The sequence below is a fragment of the Cellulomonas edaphi genome, from assembly GCF_030362815.1.
GTDB classification, from domain to species: Bacteria; Actinomycetota; Actinomycetes; order Actinomycetales; family Cellulomonadaceae; genus Cellulomonas; species Cellulomonas edaphi.
The window spans coordinates 46800-63884 of sequence record NZ_JAUCGR010000002.1 but is presented as its reverse complement, the minus strand read 5'-3'; the positions used below and the strand labels follow the sequence as shown (position 1 = coordinate 63884).

At 74.5% G+C, this 17085-nt stretch carries 13 protein-coding genes; 6 read left to right on the top strand and 7 right to left on the bottom strand.

The window, feature by feature from the left end; translation table 11 throughout:
- Nucleotides 1-52 precede the first annotated feature (52 nt).
- Entirely contained in the window at nt 53-1279 is a 1227-nt protein-coding gene (locus QRT05_RS06515) for an AI-2E family transporter (RefSeq protein ID WP_289446197.1), read from the top strand.
- Nucleotides 1280-1288: 9 nt separating this feature from the next.
- Here the strand turns inward: QRT05_RS06515 and QRT05_RS06510 are convergent, their stop codons facing one another.
- Complete coding sequence (locus QRT05_RS06510; protein ID WP_289446195.1) at nt 1289-2167, bottom strand: dihydrodipicolinate synthase family protein; 879 nt, start codon at nt 2165-2167, stop codon at nt 1289-1291.
- Nucleotides 2168-2327: 160 nt separating this feature from the next.
- On the opposite strand from QRT05_RS06510, the gene QRT05_RS06505 reads away from it, so the two are divergent.
- Nucleotides 2328-3116, top strand: coding sequence for a hypothetical protein (locus QRT05_RS06505; protein WP_289446193.1), 789 nt, complete (start codon nt 2328-2330; stop codon nt 3114-3116).
- A gap of 8 nt (nt 3117-3124) precedes the next feature.
- Here the strand turns inward: QRT05_RS06505 and QRT05_RS06500 are convergent, their stop codons facing one another.
- From QRT05_RS06500 to QRT05_RS06490, 3 genes are read right to left on the bottom strand one after another with little or no spacing between them, the layout of a single operon-like run.
- A complete protein-coding gene (locus QRT05_RS06500; RefSeq protein WP_289446192.1) occupies nt 3125-6892 on the bottom strand; it encodes an error-prone DNA polymerase in 3768 nt (1255 codons plus the stop codon).
- A complete protein-coding gene (locus tag QRT05_RS06495; protein WP_289446191.1) occupies nt 6885-8633 on the bottom strand; it encodes a Y-family DNA polymerase in 1749 nt (582 codons plus the stop codon). The genes QRT05_RS06500 and QRT05_RS06495 overlap by 8 nt, the downstream gene beginning before the upstream one ends.
- A complete protein-coding gene (locus QRT05_RS06490) occupies nt 8630-9499 on the bottom strand; it encodes a hypothetical protein (RefSeq protein WP_289446189.1) in 870 nt (289 codons plus the stop codon). The genes QRT05_RS06495 and QRT05_RS06490 overlap by 4 nt, the downstream gene beginning before the upstream one ends.
- Nucleotides 9500-9718: 219 nt before the next feature.
- Between QRT05_RS06490 and QRT05_RS06485 the strand changes: the two genes are divergently transcribed.
- The 4 genes from QRT05_RS06485 to QRT05_RS06470 all read left to right on the top strand — a co-directional run bounded on the left by QRT05_RS06485 (nt 9719) and on the right by QRT05_RS06470 (nt 11968).
- Nucleotides 9719-10360: a Pr6Pr family membrane protein gene (locus tag QRT05_RS06485; protein ID WP_289446188.1), complete on the top strand. Its 642-nt coding sequence runs from the start codon at nt 9719-9721 to the stop codon at nt 10358-10360.
- 19 nt (nt 10361-10379) lie between these two features.
- On the top strand, nt 10380-10922 hold the full coding sequence (locus QRT05_RS06480) for a YbhB/YbcL family Raf kinase inhibitor-like protein (RefSeq protein ID WP_289446186.1): 543 nt from the start codon (nt 10380-10382) through the stop codon (nt 10920-10922).
- 10 nt (nt 10923-10932) lie between these two features.
- Entirely contained in the window at nt 10933-11499 is a 567-nt protein-coding gene (locus QRT05_RS06475) for a YbaK/EbsC family protein (protein WP_289446185.1), read from the top strand.
- A gap of 142 nt (nt 11500-11641) precedes the next feature.
- Nucleotides 11642-11968, top strand: coding sequence for a hypothetical protein (locus QRT05_RS06470; RefSeq protein ID WP_289446184.1), 327 nt, complete (start codon nt 11642-11644; stop codon nt 11966-11968).
- Between the two features lie 15 nt (nt 11969-11983).
- On the opposite strand, the gene QRT05_RS06465 is transcribed toward QRT05_RS06470, so the two are convergent.
- The 3 genes from QRT05_RS06465 to QRT05_RS06455 are packed head-to-tail and all read right to left on the bottom strand — an operon-like array spanning nt 11984 to nt 17037.
- Entirely contained in the window at nt 11984-12802 is an 819-nt protein-coding gene (locus QRT05_RS06465; RefSeq protein WP_407650332.1) for a TrmH family RNA methyltransferase, read from the bottom strand.
- Between the two features lie 23 nt (nt 12803-12825).
- Nucleotides 12826-14136, bottom strand: a complete 1311-nt coding sequence (locus tag QRT05_RS06460; protein ID WP_289446181.1) for an MFS transporter — start codon at nt 14134-14136, stop codon at nt 12826-12828.
- 18 nt (nt 14137-14154) lie between these two features.
- On the bottom strand, nt 14155-17037 hold the full coding sequence (locus QRT05_RS06455) for a proline dehydrogenase family protein (protein ID WP_289446180.1): 2883 nt from the start codon (nt 17035-17037) through the stop codon (nt 14155-14157).
- Nucleotides 17038-17085: the final 48 nt, after the last annotated feature.

Below are 17085 nucleotides of genomic sequence, written 5' to 3'. Positions count from 1 at the left end.
GGCCCCTCGGTGCACACTGTGCGGAACGACCGCACGAGAGACCGAGGGTTCGATGACAGACGGCGCTGGCGAGCGTCCTACCAGGGCGTACGTGGCGGCACCGCCGCGGAAGGTGGCCGGCGGCCGCCGCAACCCGAGCGTCTACGGGATCGAGGAACCGACGGCACCGCGGTGGCTGCGTTCGCTCGCGGGTGTGTCGTGGCGGCTGATCGTCGTCGTCATGGCGGTCAGCCTGGTGTTCTTCGCGGTGTGGCACGTGGTGCTCGTGTTCGTCTCGCTCTTCCTGGCGTTCGTCTTCACCGCGGTGCTGCGCCCGCTCGTGGTCCTCTTCTCGAAGGTGATGCCGCGCGGGCTCGCCACCGGCTTGGCGATCGCCACCGGCATCCTGTTCTTCCTGGGCCTGCTCACGTACGTCGGCTTCTCGATCGTCAACCAGTGGGACGACCTGTCCGAGAAGTTCAGCACCGGCATCACGCAGATCACCGACTTCCTTGAGAGCGGCAAGCTGCCCTTCACCATCACGAGCGACCAGATCGCCAAGTGGATCGACTCCGCACAGGAGTGGGTGCAGTCCCACTCGGGCGAGCTCGCCTCGGAGGCCGCGGCGCGGCTCGGTTCCGTGGTGGAGGTGTTCACCGCCCTGGCGCTGGCCATCTTCCTGACCGTCTTCTTCCTGGCGCGCGGCCAGGAGATGTGGACCTGGTTCCTCAACCAGCTCCCGGCCCGCAGCCGCGACGTGTGGCAGGTGGTGGGCGGTGCCGGCTGGTACACCTTCTCCGGTTACACCCGCGGCACGGTGCTCATCGCCCTGACCGACGGCGCGCTCGCGTTCATCCTCCTGCTGATCCTGGGCGTGCCCCTCGCCGCGCCCCTCGCGGTGCTGGTGTTCATCGGTGCCTTCATCCCGCTGGTGGGCGCGCCCGCCGCCATGGTCATCGCGATGATCGTGGCGCTGGCCGCGAACGGGTTCTGGTCGGCGGTGTTCGTCGGCGTGGGCATCGCGCTCATCGGCCAGTTCGAGGGGCACATCCTGCAGCCGTTCGTCATGGGCAAGCAGGTGTCCATCCACCCCGTGGTGATCGCGCTCGCCGTGACGACGGGCACGCTCACCGGCGGGCTGCTCGGCGCGGTCATCGCGGTGCCGCTCGTGGCGGTGTCGTGGGCGATCTTCTCGCGGCTGCGCACCATGGACCCGCCGATGTCGGTCGAGGAGGCCGTCGAGGACGTCGAGCCCGTCGACGGCGACGACGCGTCGGACGACAGCGTCGCGAAGCACTGACCCGATCCGCTACCTCGCGCTGAGCAGCCGCTCCACCTCCGCGCGCACCTCCGCGGGCGGCGCGAGCAAGGGTCGGGGCACGTCTCCGAGGTCGATGCCGAGCGCGGGACCGACGACGGTGGCGAGGCGGGCGATCCCCCAGCGCTGACCCAGCTCGATCCAGGGGGCGATCGCGTCGAGCTGCGTCTGGGCCTCCGCCTCGTCTCCGCGCACGGCCGCCGCGCTCGCCGCGACGTAGGGCTCGGGCAGCAGGCCCGCAAGGCCGCAGTGCCATGAGTCCGCCCCGGCGAGCAGCCCGTGGACACCGAGCAGGTCGCCGCTGAAGCCGAGCTCGACGTGCGCCGGGGCCCCGTCCCGCAGCGCCTGGTGACGACGCCGCACGTCCTCGACGTCCAGGCTTCGGTCCTTGGTGCCGCCGATGCCGGGCAGGCCGGCGATCCGCACGAGCGTCTCGACGCTGATCTCGACGCCCGTGGTGCGGGGGTTGTGGTACACCCAGACGGGCGCGTGCGAGGCCGAGGCGACGTCGCTGTAGAGGCCCACGACCTCGTCGACGGTCAGCGGCAGGTACGCGGTGGTGCCGAGCAGCAGGGCGTCCGCGCCCGCTCGGGTGGCGTCGCGTCCGTGCTGCAGAACGGCGTCCGTCGTGAGTGCGCCGATGCCGGCCAGCAGGGGCACCCGACCTCCGATGGCCTCCGCGGCGGCGCGCACCACGCGCTCGCGCTGGGCCCGGTCCAGGTAGGCGAACCCGCCGGCCGATCCCAGGACGGCGAGGCTGTCGACCCCGGCGCCGATCGCCCGGTCGACGAGTACCTGCAGCGCGTCGACGGCTATTCCCCCGTCGCCGCTCCGGGGTGTAGGGAGGTAGGCGACCAGTGATCCGAGCACGCGCGCCAGCGTACGCGGCGCGCCGTGGCACTTTCTCACCCGTTTGCGCGCCTCACACGGCCGAGCCGGACGCTTCACCCGCTCACACGAACGGTGCGGCGGTCGATCAGGAGGGCACCCAACGCCCGACCCGGTCGTCACCGTCGCCCTCAGGAGCCGCATGTCCTCCCTCCGCAGCACGCACCGAACCCCTCGGACGGTGCTCGTCGCCCTGTGCGCCGCGGCGATGACCGCCTCCCTGGGCGCTGCTGCACCGGCCACGGCGGCACCGTCGAACCCGGGCGCCGCACCCGTGCCGCGGACGTCGGCGGCGATGATCGACGTCGTGGTCTCGGCCGTCGCGGACAGCACCCGGCTGCCGTGGTTGCTCCCGCCGACCGGCACGGGCGTCGCGGCCGTCACAGGCCCGACCGCAGCCTCGCTGGCCACCACGACCGCCGGCTCGGCGAAGACCGCCGCGGCGGCGAAGGCACCCACCCGGGCGAAGGTCACCAAGGCGCAGCTCCGCGCGGCGCGGCGGGCGGCGGGCAAGGGTGGCGAGGCGGCGACGCGAGCGCTGCACGCGCTCCCCCGCTCGAAGGGCATCCGGCTGCTCTGGGACGAGCCCGCCCTCGGCTCGCACCTGGGCGGGGTGTGGAAGGGCGACACCTCGTCGATCCTGCTCAACTCGCGACGGCTGAGGTCGGATCCGTCGCGCGCGCGGGACGTGGTCCGCCACGAGATCGTGCACATCTACCAGGGCCGGATCATGCGGAAGTACCACCTGACGTGGTCGCAGCTGAACCGCAAGATGGCCGGCGCATTCGGACCCAACGCGATGGAGCGCTCCGCGGACTGCGTCGCCCGGCACTTCGGCGCTCGGTGGACGGGGTACACCTCCGCGTGCTCGGGCGCGTCGAAGCGGGTCTGGGTGCGGGCGCTGGTAGCAGGGACGCTGCCGAAGCGCTGAGCCGCTCGCTACCGGAAGTCTCTCGAGGAGCTGCGCACCTTGAGGGACAGCGGGGACAGGTGCTCGGCCACGAGGTTGGTGGCACCGTCGGCGCGCTCCAACCGCCCGCGCACAACGAGAGCCTTCGACGTGCGGGCCACGACGCGGAACCTGGCCCACAGCCCCGGTGAGCAGATGACGTTCAGCAGCCCCGTCTCGTCCTCGAGGGACAGGAACGTGACACCACCGGCGGTTCCCGGCCGCTGCCGGTGCGTGACCACGCCGGCGACCGCCACGCGGCGCCCCTCCTCGTGCCGGTAGGAGGACTCCACGGTCAGGACTCCCGCCTGGTCGAGCCGGTCGCGCACGAACTGCGTCGGGTAGGAGTCCACCGAGACGCCGGTGGCCCATACGTCCGCGGTCGCCGTCTCGACGTCGCTGAACCCCGGCAGCATCGGGGCCTGCACTCCCACGCTCACCCCCGGCAGCGTGTCCGGCCCCTCCTGGGCGAGCGCACCCGCCGCCCAGAGACCCTCGCGCCGGGTGATGCCCAGGCCGTCCAGGGCGCCGGCCGTCGCCAGCGCCTCGAGCTGGGCGGTGCTCAGCTGGACGCGGCGGGCGAGGTCGCGCTGATCCGCGAACGGGCCGTGCACTGTGCGCTCGTCCACGATCCGCTGCGCCAGCTCCTCGCCGATGCTGCGGATGGCCACCAGACCCATCCGCACGGCCAGCGCGCGCCGACGCGACGCATCACCGGCGGATGCCGCGGCCCGGGGACGAGCAGCAGGCGGCCGGGCGTCGCGCGTGCGGACCCCCGCCGCGAGCGCCGGACCCGTCCCGCTGGGTGCCGGCACCAGCACCGGTTCGCCCCCCTCCGGGGTCGGGCCGATCCGCTCCACGCACGCCTGCGCCTCGGAGAGCTGCACGTCCGGCCGCAGCACCTCCAGGCCGTGCCGGCGCGCGTCCGCCGCGAGGCTCTGCGGTGAGTAGAAGCCCATGGGCTGGGCGGCCAGCAGCCCCGCGTAGAACGCTGCCGGGTGGTACACCTTCAGCCACGCGCTCGCGTAGACCAGGTAGGCGAAGGAGTACGCGTGCGACTCCGGGAAGCCGAAGTCGGCGAACGCCTTGAGCTTGTCGAAGATCTGCTCGCCCACCTCCTCGCTCACACCGTTGCGGGCCATCCCCGCCATCAGCCGGCCCTTGAGCGCGTACATCCGCTCGGTGGAGCGCTTGGAGCCCATGGCACGGCGCAGCTGGTCGGCCTCCGCGCCGGTGAACCCGGCGACGTCGATCGCCATCTGCATGAGCTGTTCCTGGAACAGCGGGACGCCGAGCGTCTTGTGCAGCGACTTCTCCAGCAGCGGATGCAGGTACGTGACCTTCTGTCGGCCGTGCGCGCGCTCGATGTACGGGTGCACCGAGCCGCCCTGGATGGGTCCGGGCCGGATGAGGGCGACCTCGATGACGATGTCGTAGAACCGCTGCGGCCGCAGCCGCGGCAGCGTGCCCATCTGAGCGCGCGACTCCACCTGGAACACGCCCACCGTGTCGGCCGCGCTGAGCAGCTCGTAGACCCCGGGGTCCTCGTCGGGCAGCGCGTGCAGGTCGAGCGTGACGCCCTCGTGCTGCTGGACGAACCCGAACCCGATCCGCAACGCCGTCAGCATGCCCAGGCCCAGCAGGTCGAACTTCACCAGCCCGGCGTCGGCGCAGTCCTCCTTGTCCCACTGGAGCACCGTGCGCCCGGGCATCCGGGCCCACTCCACGGGGCACACCTCGATCACGGGCCGGTCGCACATCACCATGCCGCCCGAGTGGATGCCCAGGTGGCGCGGCAGGCGCAGGAAGCGCTCGGCGAGGTCGAGCACCTGCTCGGGGATCTCGTCCAGGTCGCTCGCCGCCGGCGGACGGATCGCCGGCACCACGTCGTGGCCGTCGGCGGTGGCCAGGCCGGGGACCTCGGTGCCGCGGGGCGAACGCGTGGGACTGCCCGCCGCCGACCCTGCCCGACCGTGGTCGCCCCACATCGCGGCCCGCGCGTCGTGACGCTCCAGCCGAGGAGTGATCACGGGGTCGGAGACGAGCGGCGCGAGCGGCCACGGGCCGGCGTGGTCCACGTGCGGCCGCGGCGGCCGCCCGCCAGGCGCCTCCCGACGCGTGGACGTCGGCGACTCGGGCGGAGGGACGGACACCGCAGCGGCCGCGGTCGCCGGCACCCCCGGCGGCACCTCCGGGCGCAGGCTCCCCCACCGCTCGATCGACGACGCCCACGCATCCTGCTGCCCCGCGTCGAAGCCGAGCGCGCGTGCGGCGTCGCGGATCGCCGAGCGCGGACGGTAGGAGATGACGTTGGCCACCTGTGCGGCGTGCGACCTGCCGTGCTTCTCGTAGACGTACTGGATGACCTCCTCGCGGCGGGCGGACTCGATGTCGACGTCGATGTCGGGCGGCCCGTCGCGCTCGGGAGCCAGGAACCGCTCGAACAGCAGCCCGTGCCGCACGGCGTCGACCGCGGTGACCCGCAGGGCGTAGCAGACCGCCGAGTTGGCCGCGGAGCCACGGCCCTGCGCGAGGATCCCGTTGCGCCGGCAGAAGGCCACCAGGTCGTAGACCACCAGGAAGTAGCCCGGGAAGTGCAGGTTCTCGATCACCCGCAGCTCGTGCTCGAGCTGGGCGTACGCACCGGGGATCCGCTCGTCGTCCGGCGGCCCGTACAGCTCGAGCGCCCCCTGACGCACCAGCTCGCGCAGCCAGCTGGCCTCGGTGTGCCCGTCCGGGACGGGATAGGGCGGCAGGTCCGGGGCGACGAGCGAGAGGTCGAACGCGGACTCGTCGGCAAGCTCCGCCGCGGTCAGCACCGCCTGCGGGTGGCGACGGTGCAGGGCGAGCATCTCGGCCGCGGAGCGCAGGTGGGCCATCGGGCCGCCGGGCAGCCAGCCGTCCAGGTCGTCGAGGGAGGACCGGGCACGCACGGCCGACAGCGCGGCGGCCAGGTCGGCGTCGCGCGGGGTGGCGTAGTGGACGTTGCCGGTCGCCACCAACGGCAGCCGAGCGCTCCGGGCGAGCTCGGCCAGGGCGTCGGCCCGCTCGGAGTCGTAGGGGTCGCCCGCGGCGGTGACCTCGACCGCCACGTTGTCGCGTCCGAACAGCGCGACCAGCCGGTCCAGCTCACGACGCGCGGCGTCGAGCCCTCCCGGCGCGACCCCGGTGACGCCCGACGGGTCGCCGCCCGCGAGCGCCCGTCGGACCGCGCCCTTGCGGCACCCCGTCAGCACCAGCCAGTTCCCGTCGGCGGTGGCAGCGAGCTCCTCGAGCCGGTAGTCCGCGGCGCCCTTGCGCCCGGTGCGCAGGTGGGCCTCGGCGATGCCTCGCGACAGCGCACGGTAGCCCGCCGGGCCGCGGGCCAGCACGAGCAGGTGCGACGCCCGCGGGTCGGGTACGCCCGTGGGCGGGTCCAGCACGCTCAGCCCAGGGGTGGCCCGGGTGCGCTCGCGCGGGTGGCGTCGTCCGTCCGGTGCCGGGAGGTGCAGCTCGGCCCCGAACACCGTGGGAAGACCGACGGCCTTGGCGGCCTGCGAGAACCGCACCACCCCGTACAGGCCGTCATGGTCGGTCAGCGCGAGGGCGCGCAGCCCCTGCCGGGCCGCCTCCGCGGCCAGCTCCTCCGGCTGGCTCGCACCGTCGAGGAAGCTGAAGGCGGAGTGGGCGTGCAGCTCGGCGTACCGCGGTGCACGATCGGCCAGTGGCGCGCGATCGGCCAGTGGCGCGCGGTCAGTCAGGTGCTCGCGGTCAGTCATAGGTGGCCTCGCACGTCCACCCCGCGGGCGTGCAGGCGAGCAGCATCGCGGGTCCCTCGTCGAGCGTGACCTGCACGTGGGCACGCAGGGTGGGCGCGGCCTCGCCCGTCCACCACCGTCCTCCCAGCAGCCACGGGCCGGCCCAGCCGGTCACGCGTCGGGCCCGCTGGTCGCCGACCCCGCGGTCCCCCGTCCACCGACCGCCTCGCGCGTCGTCGCCCTCCTCCTGCTCGGGCAGCACGCGCACCCACGCCGGCTCGCCGCTCATCCCGGTGCGCACGTCCAGCGCGACGGGCCGGCCGGCGGCGTCGCGGACCTCCACCTGTCGGGGCGCGGTGAGCACGGTGGCCGGTGCCGGGTCCGGCAGCCTGCCCGGCCACGGCCGGTCGACCGGCCGTGGGGCGCTGGTCTGCTCGCCCCACGGCCGCAGGTACACCTGGTCCCGCACGTCCCGTCCGCCCTGCAGGGTGGCGGTGAGCAGCCCCGAGCCGCCAACCAGCCCCTGCACCCGGTCCAGCGCGCGGTGGGCCCGCAGGTCCCCACCCGACGGGCCTCCCCACAGCTGACCCTGCTCGGCGCCGGCGGGGGCGACGTCGAGGGCCGTCACGGCCAGACGGACCAGGGCGACGCCCGGGGTGTCGTGGTCGAGGAGATCCGGCCCGAGGTCGTCGAGCGGCCAGTCCTGGCGCGCGCGACTCACCCCGGCGGCCCGGGCGTCGGCGGCCAGACCGCGGGCCGTGGTCACGGCCGACGAGGTGAGCCACCCCTCCAGCTGCCAGCGGATCCGGTCGGTGATGCGCGCGGGCGTCAACCCGCCCCAGCCCCCCAGGTCGGTGCGCCACGTGCGCACCAGGTCCTCGCCCTCGTCGGTGCGGGCCGCGATCTGCAGCCGCCCGCAGCTGACCGCACGCTGCACGAGCATCGCGTGCAGGTCCTCGGCCAGGCGCCGGCCCGCGAAGGTGGCGGTGTCCACGCGGTCCACCGGCGGTTCGAGCTCCGCGACCACCTCCAGGTCGGCCTCGGGACGCCGCCGGGCCGGTGGTCGCTCGTCGTCGCCGCGCGCGAGCAGGTGCGCCCAGGCACCCAGCCGGCCGAAGCGCGCCTGGACGTCGGCGGCGGGCAGCGCGGCGAGCCGGCCCAGGGTGCGCAGACCGAGGCGGCTGAGCAGGTCGACCAGGTCACCGACAGCGGCGGCGATCTCGTCCGTCACGGTCGCGTGCACCAGCTCGCCCACGCTGCGGTCCGCCAGGAACGCGGCCGACCCGCCCGGCGGCACGTGGGCACCGGTGCGCGCCGCGATCACCGCGGCGAGCATGCCGTCGGCGGTCCCGACGCCGCACTCGTGCCCCGACCCGGCCGCCACCGCGTCGACCAGTCGCTCCGCGAGCGCCTCCTCCGACCCGTGGTACCGGCTGGCGCCACCCGCCGGGAGCAGCAGCAGACCGGCGCGCACCACCTCGATGCCCGCCACGACGCTCTCCGCGGCCACGGCCACCGGTTCGAACAGGCGCACGTCACGCGCGTCGTCGGCCGCGAGCAGCACCAGCTCCGGGCAGCAGCCCTGCGCCTGACGCCGGCGCATGCCGCGCCGCACACCCTGCACCCGGGCGAGGGCGGAGACCGCCGTGACCCGCTGACCGTCGTGCACGGCGACGGGCAGATGGCGCGGCACCTCCTCTGCTGCCGCCGCTGCGACCACGGGCCAGTCCGGCACCCACAGGACGGTGGTGCGCGTACTCATCCGACCAGCCGCAACGCGGGTTCCACGGCTGGCTCCGCCGAGCCCTCCACCGGCACCTGCTCGGGCGCGCTCGACCCGAGCGGGAGGGTCACCTCGACGACGTGCGGCACGGCGGCGCTCCCGCGCCCCGTCCGGGCGACGCGCAGGCTGTGGGTGCGCAGCCGGCCGTCCCCCGTCCCGACGCCCGTCCAGCGCGCCTGCTCCACGGTCAGCACCGCGCTCGCTCCGGGCCACGCGACCGTGGGCATCAGCACGGCCCCGCGCTCACGCGCCCGGGCCGACAGGCGGCGACGGTCGGCCTCGCCGAGCGCGACGTCCGGACCGACCACCACCACGTCGAGCCCGTCGACGAGGGCGGCGAGCACGAGGGCGGCGTCCGCCCCGGGCCGCGGGACCAGTGCCAGCCGGTCGAGGGCGACGCCCGCCTGCGAGGCGGCCAGCAGCCCGACGGTCGGCTGCCCGACCACCGCGGCCCACGCGCCGCCCGCGCACGCGTGGGCCAGCAGCGTCAGCACGAGCGAGGTGGAGCCGAGCACCGCCGTCGTCCCCCCGCGACGCAGCCCGTCCGGCAGCACCTCGGCGAGCTGGTGGGGTACGGGCAGCGCCGGGCGTTCGGAGGTGATCAGCGCGGTCCCCCGCACCACCGGGACCGCGGCCGGCGCCGCCAAAGGTGCCGGTGCAGACACAGGTGCAGGTGCAGGTGCAGGTACAGGTGCCGGGGCTGCGGCGAGCGCACGCTCACCGGCCACCGGGTGGCCTTCGGCCGGGCGCAGCACGCTCCGCGCTCCGGTGCGCAGCTCGGCGTGCGCCAGGACCGCTCGAGCACGGGCGGCACGGTCCTCCCTGCTCATCGTGCTGGTGGGCATGCCGCCACCTCCCTTCTCCGCAAGCAGCGCTCTGACCAGCGCATTCGTGGCAATTCCGACGCCTCGTCGAACACTTGTTCGAGTATGTCAGTACACGCCCACACGACCTCGATGTCAATCTGCGCCAGGGGCTCACCGGCGCGCCGATGGCCCCCGGAGCGGGCCTCGGATACGTTCGCGCAGGCCGCAGCGACGCGGCGCACGAGACGAGGAGCACGCATGAGGATCGCGGTCGGGACCTACCGGCTGGCGCTCGCCGCCATCACCTTCGTCGCCCTGTTCTGGGCGCCGAGCACGGGACCGCACTTCGAGCTCACCGACTACGTGTACTTCACCAACCAGTCCAACCTGCTCCTCGCGCTGGTGATGACCTGGGCAGGTGTCGCCGCCCTGGCTCGACGGGCCGGACCGCCGCCGTGGCTCGTCGGCGCCGTGACCTTGTTCATCCTCATCACCGGGCTGGTGGCCTACCTCATCCTCGACCCCGCTCCGCCGGGAGAGGAGGTCGTCGCGCTGGGGATGACCAAGGCCGAGATCGTGCACCGCCTGACGCCCGTCGCCGCGTTCGTGCACTTCGTGCTGATGGTCCCGCACCGGCGCCTGCGCGTCTTGCACGCTGCCTGGTGGCTGCTGTACCCCGTCGCGTACTGCGCGTTCGCCACCGTGCGCGGCCTGGCCTCCCCCGCCAGCGCCTACCCGTACCCGTTCGTCGACGTCTCCGAGATCGGCTACGACGGCCTGCTGGTCAACGTCCTGCTGTACGGCGTCGGCTTCTTCGTGCTCGGCCTCGTGCTGGTCGTCATCGACCGGCTCCTGCCCGTCCGCGCCCTGCTGAGCGACTCGCCGCGCACTCGCGCCTGACCCGCACCAGGATGACCGGATGACCTCGATCACCCGGCCCCCCGCCCCGCACCCGTACGACCTGCTGCCCCCCGTGCCGGGCTTCCAGGTCACGAGCGACGACATCGCCGACGGCATGGCCCTGCCCGACGAGCACACCAACACCGACCGAGGCTCGAACCTCAGCCCCCACCTGAGCTGGTCCGGCTTCCCCGAGGAGACACGGTCGTTCTGGGTCACCTGCTTCGACCCCGACGCCCCGGGCCCGTCCGGCTGGTGGCACTGGACGGTCGTCGACCTGCCTCGCGACGCGACGTCGCTCGAGCGCGGAGCCGGCTCGCCGGGAGGCACCCTGCCCGCCGGCTCGTTCATGCTGCGCGGCGACGACGGCGAGAGCGTCTACAAGGGCGCCGCGCCGCCGCCGCGGGACCAGGCGCACCGCTACTTCTTCGCCGTGCACGCCCTGTCGGTCCCCTCGCTCGGGCTGAGCAAGGACGTGATGCCCGGAGCGGCCAACACGGCCGTCGTGTTCCACACCGTCGCGCGCGCCCTGATCGTGCCGACCTACCAGAACGCTGGGTAACCTGCCGGGCATGACGATCGGCACCCTGACCTGGGCGAGAGCGCTCGACCACCTCGACCTCGTGGCGCCGAGCACGGCCGCGGCGCTGACCGCCTGGGCGGAGCACGAGCCCCGCGTGGCGCACGAGGTGCTCGTGGCGCAGATCGACCCCGAGCTGGCCGACACCGCCGCGCTCACGGAGGCGTTCGAGCTGCCGCCGTCGGCGTCGGTGAACTGCGTGCTCGTCGCCGGCCGCCGCGAAGGGACGGAGCGCGTCGCCGCCGCACTGGTCCGGGCGACCACGCGAGCGGACGTGAACTCGACCGTCAAGCGGCTCCTCGACGTGCGCAAGTGCTCCTTCCTGCCCATGGACCGGGCGACGGTCGAGTCGGGCATGGAGTACGGCGGCATCACGCCCATCGGGCTGCCTGACGACTACCGCCTGCTGCTCGACGCGCGGGTCACGGTCGACGACCCGGACGCGGGAGGGCTCGTGGTCATCGGCAGCGGTGTGCGGCACTCGAAGATCGCCCTGCCGGGCGCGCTGCTCGCCGCGATGCCCGGCGTCGAGGTCGTCGACGGGCTCGCGATCGGCTAGCGGTCGCCGCCCGCCGCGCTCTCCGGGTGAAACCGAGATCGCGCGCTCGTCGTCCTTCTCGCCGCTCCCACCCGGCCCCTAGCATGGACATTCCGGACATCGCGACGCGCGGTGCCCGTCTTCTCGTCCAGGGGGTTCCGAGATGTCTCGTCTGCGCCGTCCGCTCGCCACCGCCGGCCTCGCCGGCGCCCTGCTGCTCGGCTCCGCCGGTGCCGCGCTCGCGTGCCCGCTTGATCCGAGGGCCGATCCGACGACCTGGGAGTACGGCGGCGTCTACGACTGCAGCAAGGTCGTCTACAAGCACGGCCTGAAGACCTACACCAAGCCGTCGCCGGTCGCCTTCGTCGTCATCAAGACCGGCAAGACCTACTTCGTGAGCGAGCTCGGCGACGCCAACGAGGGCGACCGCACCTACACCTTCGACAAGCCGATCCGGTTCGTCATCACGTGCCTCTTCACGGACGCGTAGGGCGTCGACGACGAGTCAGGCGGTCGCCGCCCGCGACGCCCAGAACGCCACGGCGCTCGCCGCGGCGACGTTGAGGGAGTCGATCCCCCGCTGCATCGGGATCCGCACCACGACGTCGGCGGCGGCCAGGGCGGTCTTCGAGAGCCCGTGACCCTCCGACCCCAGCATCCACGCCACCCGGTCGGGCAGCGCCGCGGCGAAGTCGGCCAGGTCCACCGAGTCGTCGGACAGCGCCAGTGCGGCGAGCGTGAAGCCCTCGGCCCGCAACGCCTGCAGGTCGTCGGCCCACACCGTGGCCCGCGTGTAGGGCAGCGTGAGCGCGGCGCCCATGGAGACCCGCACGGAGCGCCGGTACAGCGGGTCCGCGCAGTCCGGGGACAGGACGATGGCGTCGATGCCGAGCGCCGCTGCGCTGCGGAACAGCGCGCCCACGTTGGTGTGGTCGACGAGGCCGTCGAGCACCGCGATGCGCCGGGCGGTCGAGACGAGCTCGGTCATGGAGGGCAGGGGCGGCCGGTGCATGGCCGCGAGCGCGCCGCGATGCAGGTTGAACCCCGTGAGCTGCTCGACCATCTCCGAGTCACCCACGTAGACCGGGATCGGCCCGAACCTGTGCTCGGCCCGCGCGATCAGGCCGTCGAAGGTCGGCAGCCACCGCTCAGTGGTCAGCAGCGAGCGCGGCTGGTGACCGAGGTCGAGCGCGCGCTCGATGACCTTCGAGCTCTCGGCCATGTAGAGGCCCTCGGCGGCCTCCCGGGACCGGCGAAGGCGGACGTCGGTCAGGTCGAAGTAGTCGCTGAGCCGTGGGTCCCGGGGGTCGTCGATGTGCTCGATCACGACGGTGATTCTCCCAGGCGTCAGGAGCGCCCGGTGCGCGTCAGGCGACCCCCGACGGCCGCGGCGACGCAGCCGAGCACCGCGGCGACCGGGACGACCGCGAACGCCGCGTGGATGCCGACCGCGTCGGCGAGCGCCCCGAGCGCGAAGGGCGCGATCCCCACCGCGATCCCGCCCGCGAGCGTGGCGCGCGCCTGGGCGGAGTCCCCCGCAGCCGGTGCCGTCGCGATGAGCAGCGTGATCGACATGGGGTACTGGACGCCGTACCCGAGCCCGGCGACGACGAGCCCGCCGATCGCCACGGCGGCGGACGACGCGGTCCACAGGATCGCCCAGCCGACGACGGACACCACGAACCCGCCCGCGAGGATGAGCGCGGGCGGCACCCGGAGCGAGATGGGGCCCATGACGAAGCGGATCGCCGACATTCCCGCCACCAGCCCGGCCGTCGTCGCGGTCGCGATGCCCGCCTGCGCCCCCGTCTGGTCCCGCACCAGGTCGGTGGCCCAGTACGTGGTCGTCATCTCGAGCGCGACCGCCGCGACGACGCACGCCAGGAAGCACCAGGCCGGCAGCCGGTTCAGGGCCGCACGCGCGTCGGACGACGGGTGCTCGTCGATCCCGACGAGGGCGAGCGCTTCGACCGACGTGACCACAGCCGCCGGTTCCGGGGCCGTGCTGCGCGCCCGCAGCCCGCGCGACGCACGCGGCGCACGGCGCGCGGGCGGGCTCATCGCGCCCCCCACTGGTACGCGCCCGACGAGCACCGCGGTGACCGCGGCGAGGAGGATCGCCACCGCCACCGCAGGTCGCCACCCCCAGCCCAGCGCGACGCAGGCGCCGACCGCGAGCGGCCCGACGAGCCCGATCGAGGACCCCGCGCCGTTCGCCTCCGTGACCGCGGCGGACGCGGCCGGGCCGTGGTGCAGGGCCAGACCCGGCTGCGACGCGCTGATCGCGAGGTTGCCGCCCAGCGCGAGCACCAGCACCGCGGACAGGCTTGCGGCCAGGTCGGGAGCGGCGACCAGCGCCAGCACGCCCGCGATCACCGCCCCCAGCGCGACGAACAGCGCGGCGCGCCGCCCGTACCGCCGCACCAGCCGGGGCGCGGCGAACGCGGCGACGATGCCGCCCGCGGCCATCGCGGTGCCGTGCAGGCCGGCCTGCGCGAGCGAGATGTCGAAGTCGTCGGCGAGCAGCGTCACGCTCGGGTTGAAGCTGTACAGCACCCAGCCCCACACCACGAAGCTGCCGTAGAACGTGAAGGTCAGCCGGTCCCGGTGGAACCCGCCGCGCGCCTCGGCCACGTCGACCTGCGCGCTCGGTGCCATGCGCCGAGGATAGGCCCGCTAGCCGCCGCTCCCGCGCAGCGTCCGCACGAGGTCGTCGAGCTGCGCGCGGTACTCCGGCGCGGCCGGGTAGCCGCTGTGGGCGGCGATCGTGAGCAGGTACGCCTTGCCGTCGACCTCCTGCGCGGGGTGGTCGATCCCCGCACCGTCGTCGGCGTACGCGTCGACGGGGAACCCGATGAAGTCCGTGCGCCGCCAGAGGCTGCGCCAGCGGGTCCGTGGCACGCCCCCGGGTCCGGGCGCGGTCAGCGACTCGACCACCGTGAGCGTCTCCGAGGTGACCGGGCCCGGCGCGACGCCCGTCCAGGGGTCTGCAGCCCAGAGCCGGGCTCGGCCCGCGGGCGTGGTGCCCAGCACCGCGGGCCCGAACAGCTCGGGGAAGAACCGGCCGAAGTACGCGCGCAGCTGGGTGCCGTAGGTCAGCAGCGCGACGCGGTCGTCGCACGGACCGGCCGGACCGTCCCAGCGGGCCAGCAGCGCGGCCACGGCGACCACGCCGCCCAGGCTGTGCGCCGAGAGCACCACGCGGCGGTCGGCGAGCTCGCGACGCCGCGAGGCGGACAACGTCGCCGGGTCGCGGTCGTCCCCCAGCCATGTGTCGATGCGCCCACGGAGCTCGGGCACCACGCGCTCCGCGTAGCACGGCGGCGCGAACGGGTGCGCGGCGCGCGGCAGGAAGCACATGAGGTCCCACAGCAGCCCCCACGGCCTGGCCAGCGCCTTCTTCGAGCCGGCCCCCACCACGCTGGCGACCACCAGCGCGAACACGAGCACCACGGCCTTCGTCGACCACTGGACGCCCAGCGCCCAGAGGTCGCCCCAGAACCCCGTGACCTCCTTGTCCGGGTCGGGCAGCAGCAGGGTCCCGACGAGCGCCAGGAAGAACGTGGTCCCCACGATCCCGACGATGCGCTCGGCGCGGTGCGCGAGCGCGGCGTGCCGGCGCCCGCGCTGCACGGCCTGGTCCACACCCTTCTCGGGCCGGGGGGGCGGGTTGTCGCCGGGGATCACGGGCAGCGGCTTGGTGCGCAGGGCTCCCATGCGCGCCGCCAGGACGACCATGAGGAGCACGCCGACCACCAGCACCGCCACGCTCATCACCGCGAACTCGACGTATCCCGGCGGCGTCACGAGCCGAACGGGGGACGCCGCGTCCACCACGACGGGATCCCGCAGCCGGTCCGCCGTCCCGACGGCCTCGAGCGCGGCCGTCACCTGCTCCGGCGCGGTCGCGTTCTCGGGGGCACCGGGCGCCTCGAGCCAGGCGACGACTCCCAGGACCGTGGCCGCGCTCAGCACCATCGCGACGCCGGCGGCGGTGGCGAGCAGCACGAACGGACCCCGGCCGGCCCAGCCCTCGCGCGCTCGCGAGGGGTGCCGCACGTTGGCACGCACCGCGACGACGAGAAGGCCGACGAACGCGACGGCCACCACCGACCGCGTCACGACCCCGCCGGCCCCGTCGGGCCACAGCAGGGCGATCACCGCTCCGCCGACCGAGAGGACCACCGCGGGCACCCAGATGCCGGCCCACAGCCGCGCCCGCAGGCCGACCGCGACGACGCACAGCACCACCATGAGGCCGATGAGCAGGCTCGGGACCGCTGCCAGGCCCAGGAACGGCACGGCCGACGCGTCCGCGGGGCGCAGCGGCGCATCTCCGCTGGTGGCCACCGTGGCGACGGCCCAGCCGAACAGCGCGACGCCGACGAGGAACAGGGCCGCGTCCGTGGCTCGGGACACCGCGCGGTCCGGCACCGCGTCGGTGGCCACGCTGCCGTGCGGCAACGGGTCGAGGCGCAGGCGCGCGACCCGCCACGCTACGACCACGAGCAGCAGGATGCCGAGGCCGATCATCGCGGCCCAGCCCTGGTTGCCGGCCGCGGCCCACACGTCGGACCCGAGGCAGCCGCGCGCGCCCATGCCGGTCGCCTGCCAGCACTGCGGCTCGCCGCGGTACAGGAAGTGCCACGCGAGCAGCACCGCGAGCAGCGCGAACGACGCCGCCAGGTGCTGGTACCAGAGCACGGAGGAGCGCTGCGAGTGCGTCCAGAAGCCCGGCCGCGCCAGCATGGGCCACGGCTTGCCCGCGTCGAGGGCTGTCCCCGGCGCCCTGCCGCGCGACTTGGTGCCGGACATCCGGCGCTCGTAGCGCAGCCTCCCCGTGGACCCGACGGCGGCGAGGGTGAGCACCGCCGCCGCGGCCAGCACCGCGAGCACGGCCGTGCGCGAGCCCGACGACCAGCGGGCCCACGAGTCGAGCTGGTCGGGCAGCGCCGTGCAGGTCTGGACGTAGTCGACGCTCGCCACGCCGCCGGGCACCGCGACGTCGAGCGTGGTGCGGGGCCCGTAGCACTGCGCACCCACGATCCCGAGCGCCACCGTCGCCGCCGTCGCGACCCACAGCAGGGTGAGGACGAGCCCGAACATCCGCACGAGCCCGCCCGCCGCCGACGGACGGCGGATCCCCGACGGCTCGTCGGCGTCGCGGCTCCAGTAGGCGACGTTCGCCAGGCCGAACGGGATGATCAGCACCCACAGGGCGCGGATGACGCCTGCGACGAGGCCGCTGGCCCTGCCCACCGCCGGCACCGTGGACAGCCGGGCCATCGCGCCCCAGGAGTACCCCTCGCGCCGCACACCCGGCGGCGGAACGCGCGGATCGCCCTCGGGACGTTCGGTGCCCAGCGCCCGGGGCGTCGCCGCCCAGAAGCTGCCCAGCTGGTCGCCGTCCACCTGCTCGATCTGCGTCGGGTCGAGCCCCAGCATCGCGGCGGGCGGCGTGTTGGCGACCCCGTGGACGCGCAGCTCGAGGACGTCCGGCGACGCCTCCTCGACCGCCCGGGCAGCCGACCGGCCCAGGAGCCGCATCATCGGGCGCATGCCCTCCCCCTCGCGTCGGGGCCCCTGCAGGGCCTGATCGACGCTACC

What these genes read in the sequence shown, in the direction of transcription:
- QRT05_RS06475 (WP_289446185.1), top strand. Translation starts at nt 10,933, where the DNA reads ATGACGATCGGCACCCTGACCTGGGCGAGAGCGCTCGACCACCTCGAC.
- QRT05_RS06515 (WP_289446197.1), top strand. Translation starts at nt 53, where the DNA reads ATGACAGACGGCGCTGGCGAGCGTCCTACCAGGGCGTACGTGGCGGCA.
- QRT05_RS06500 (WP_289446192.1), bottom strand. Translation starts at nt 6,892, where the DNA reads ATGACTGACCGCGAGCACCTGACTGACCGCGCGCCACTGGCCGATCGC.
- QRT05_RS06455 (WP_289446180.1), bottom strand. Translation starts at nt 17,037, where the DNA reads ATGCGCCCGATGATGCGGCTCCTGGGCCGGTCGGCTGCCCGGGCGGTC.
- QRT05_RS06490 (WP_289446189.1), bottom strand. Translation starts at nt 9,499, where the DNA reads ATGCCCACCAGCACGATGAGCAGGGAGGACCGTGCCGCCCGTGCTCGA.
- QRT05_RS06505 (WP_289446193.1), top strand. Translation starts at nt 2,328, where the DNA reads ATGTCCTCCCTCCGCAGCACGCACCGAACCCCTCGGACGGTGCTCGTC.
- QRT05_RS06495 (WP_289446191.1), bottom strand. Translation starts at nt 8,633, where the DNA reads ATGAGTACGCGCACCACCGTCCTGTGGGTGCCGGACTGGCCCGTGGTC.
- QRT05_RS06460 (WP_289446181.1), bottom strand. Translation starts at nt 14,136, where the DNA reads ATGGCACCGAGCGCGCAGGTCGACGTGGCCGAGGCGCGCGGCGGGTTC.
- QRT05_RS06485 (WP_289446188.1), top strand. Translation starts at nt 9,719, where the DNA reads ATGAGGATCGCGGTCGGGACCTACCGGCTGGCGCTCGCCGCCATCACC.
- QRT05_RS06480 (WP_289446186.1), top strand. Translation starts at nt 10,380, where the DNA reads ATGACCTCGATCACCCGGCCCCCCGCCCCGCACCCGTACGACCTGCTG.
- QRT05_RS06470 (WP_289446184.1), top strand. Translation starts at nt 11,642, where the DNA reads ATGTCTCGTCTGCGCCGTCCGCTCGCCACCGCCGGCCTCGCCGGCGCC.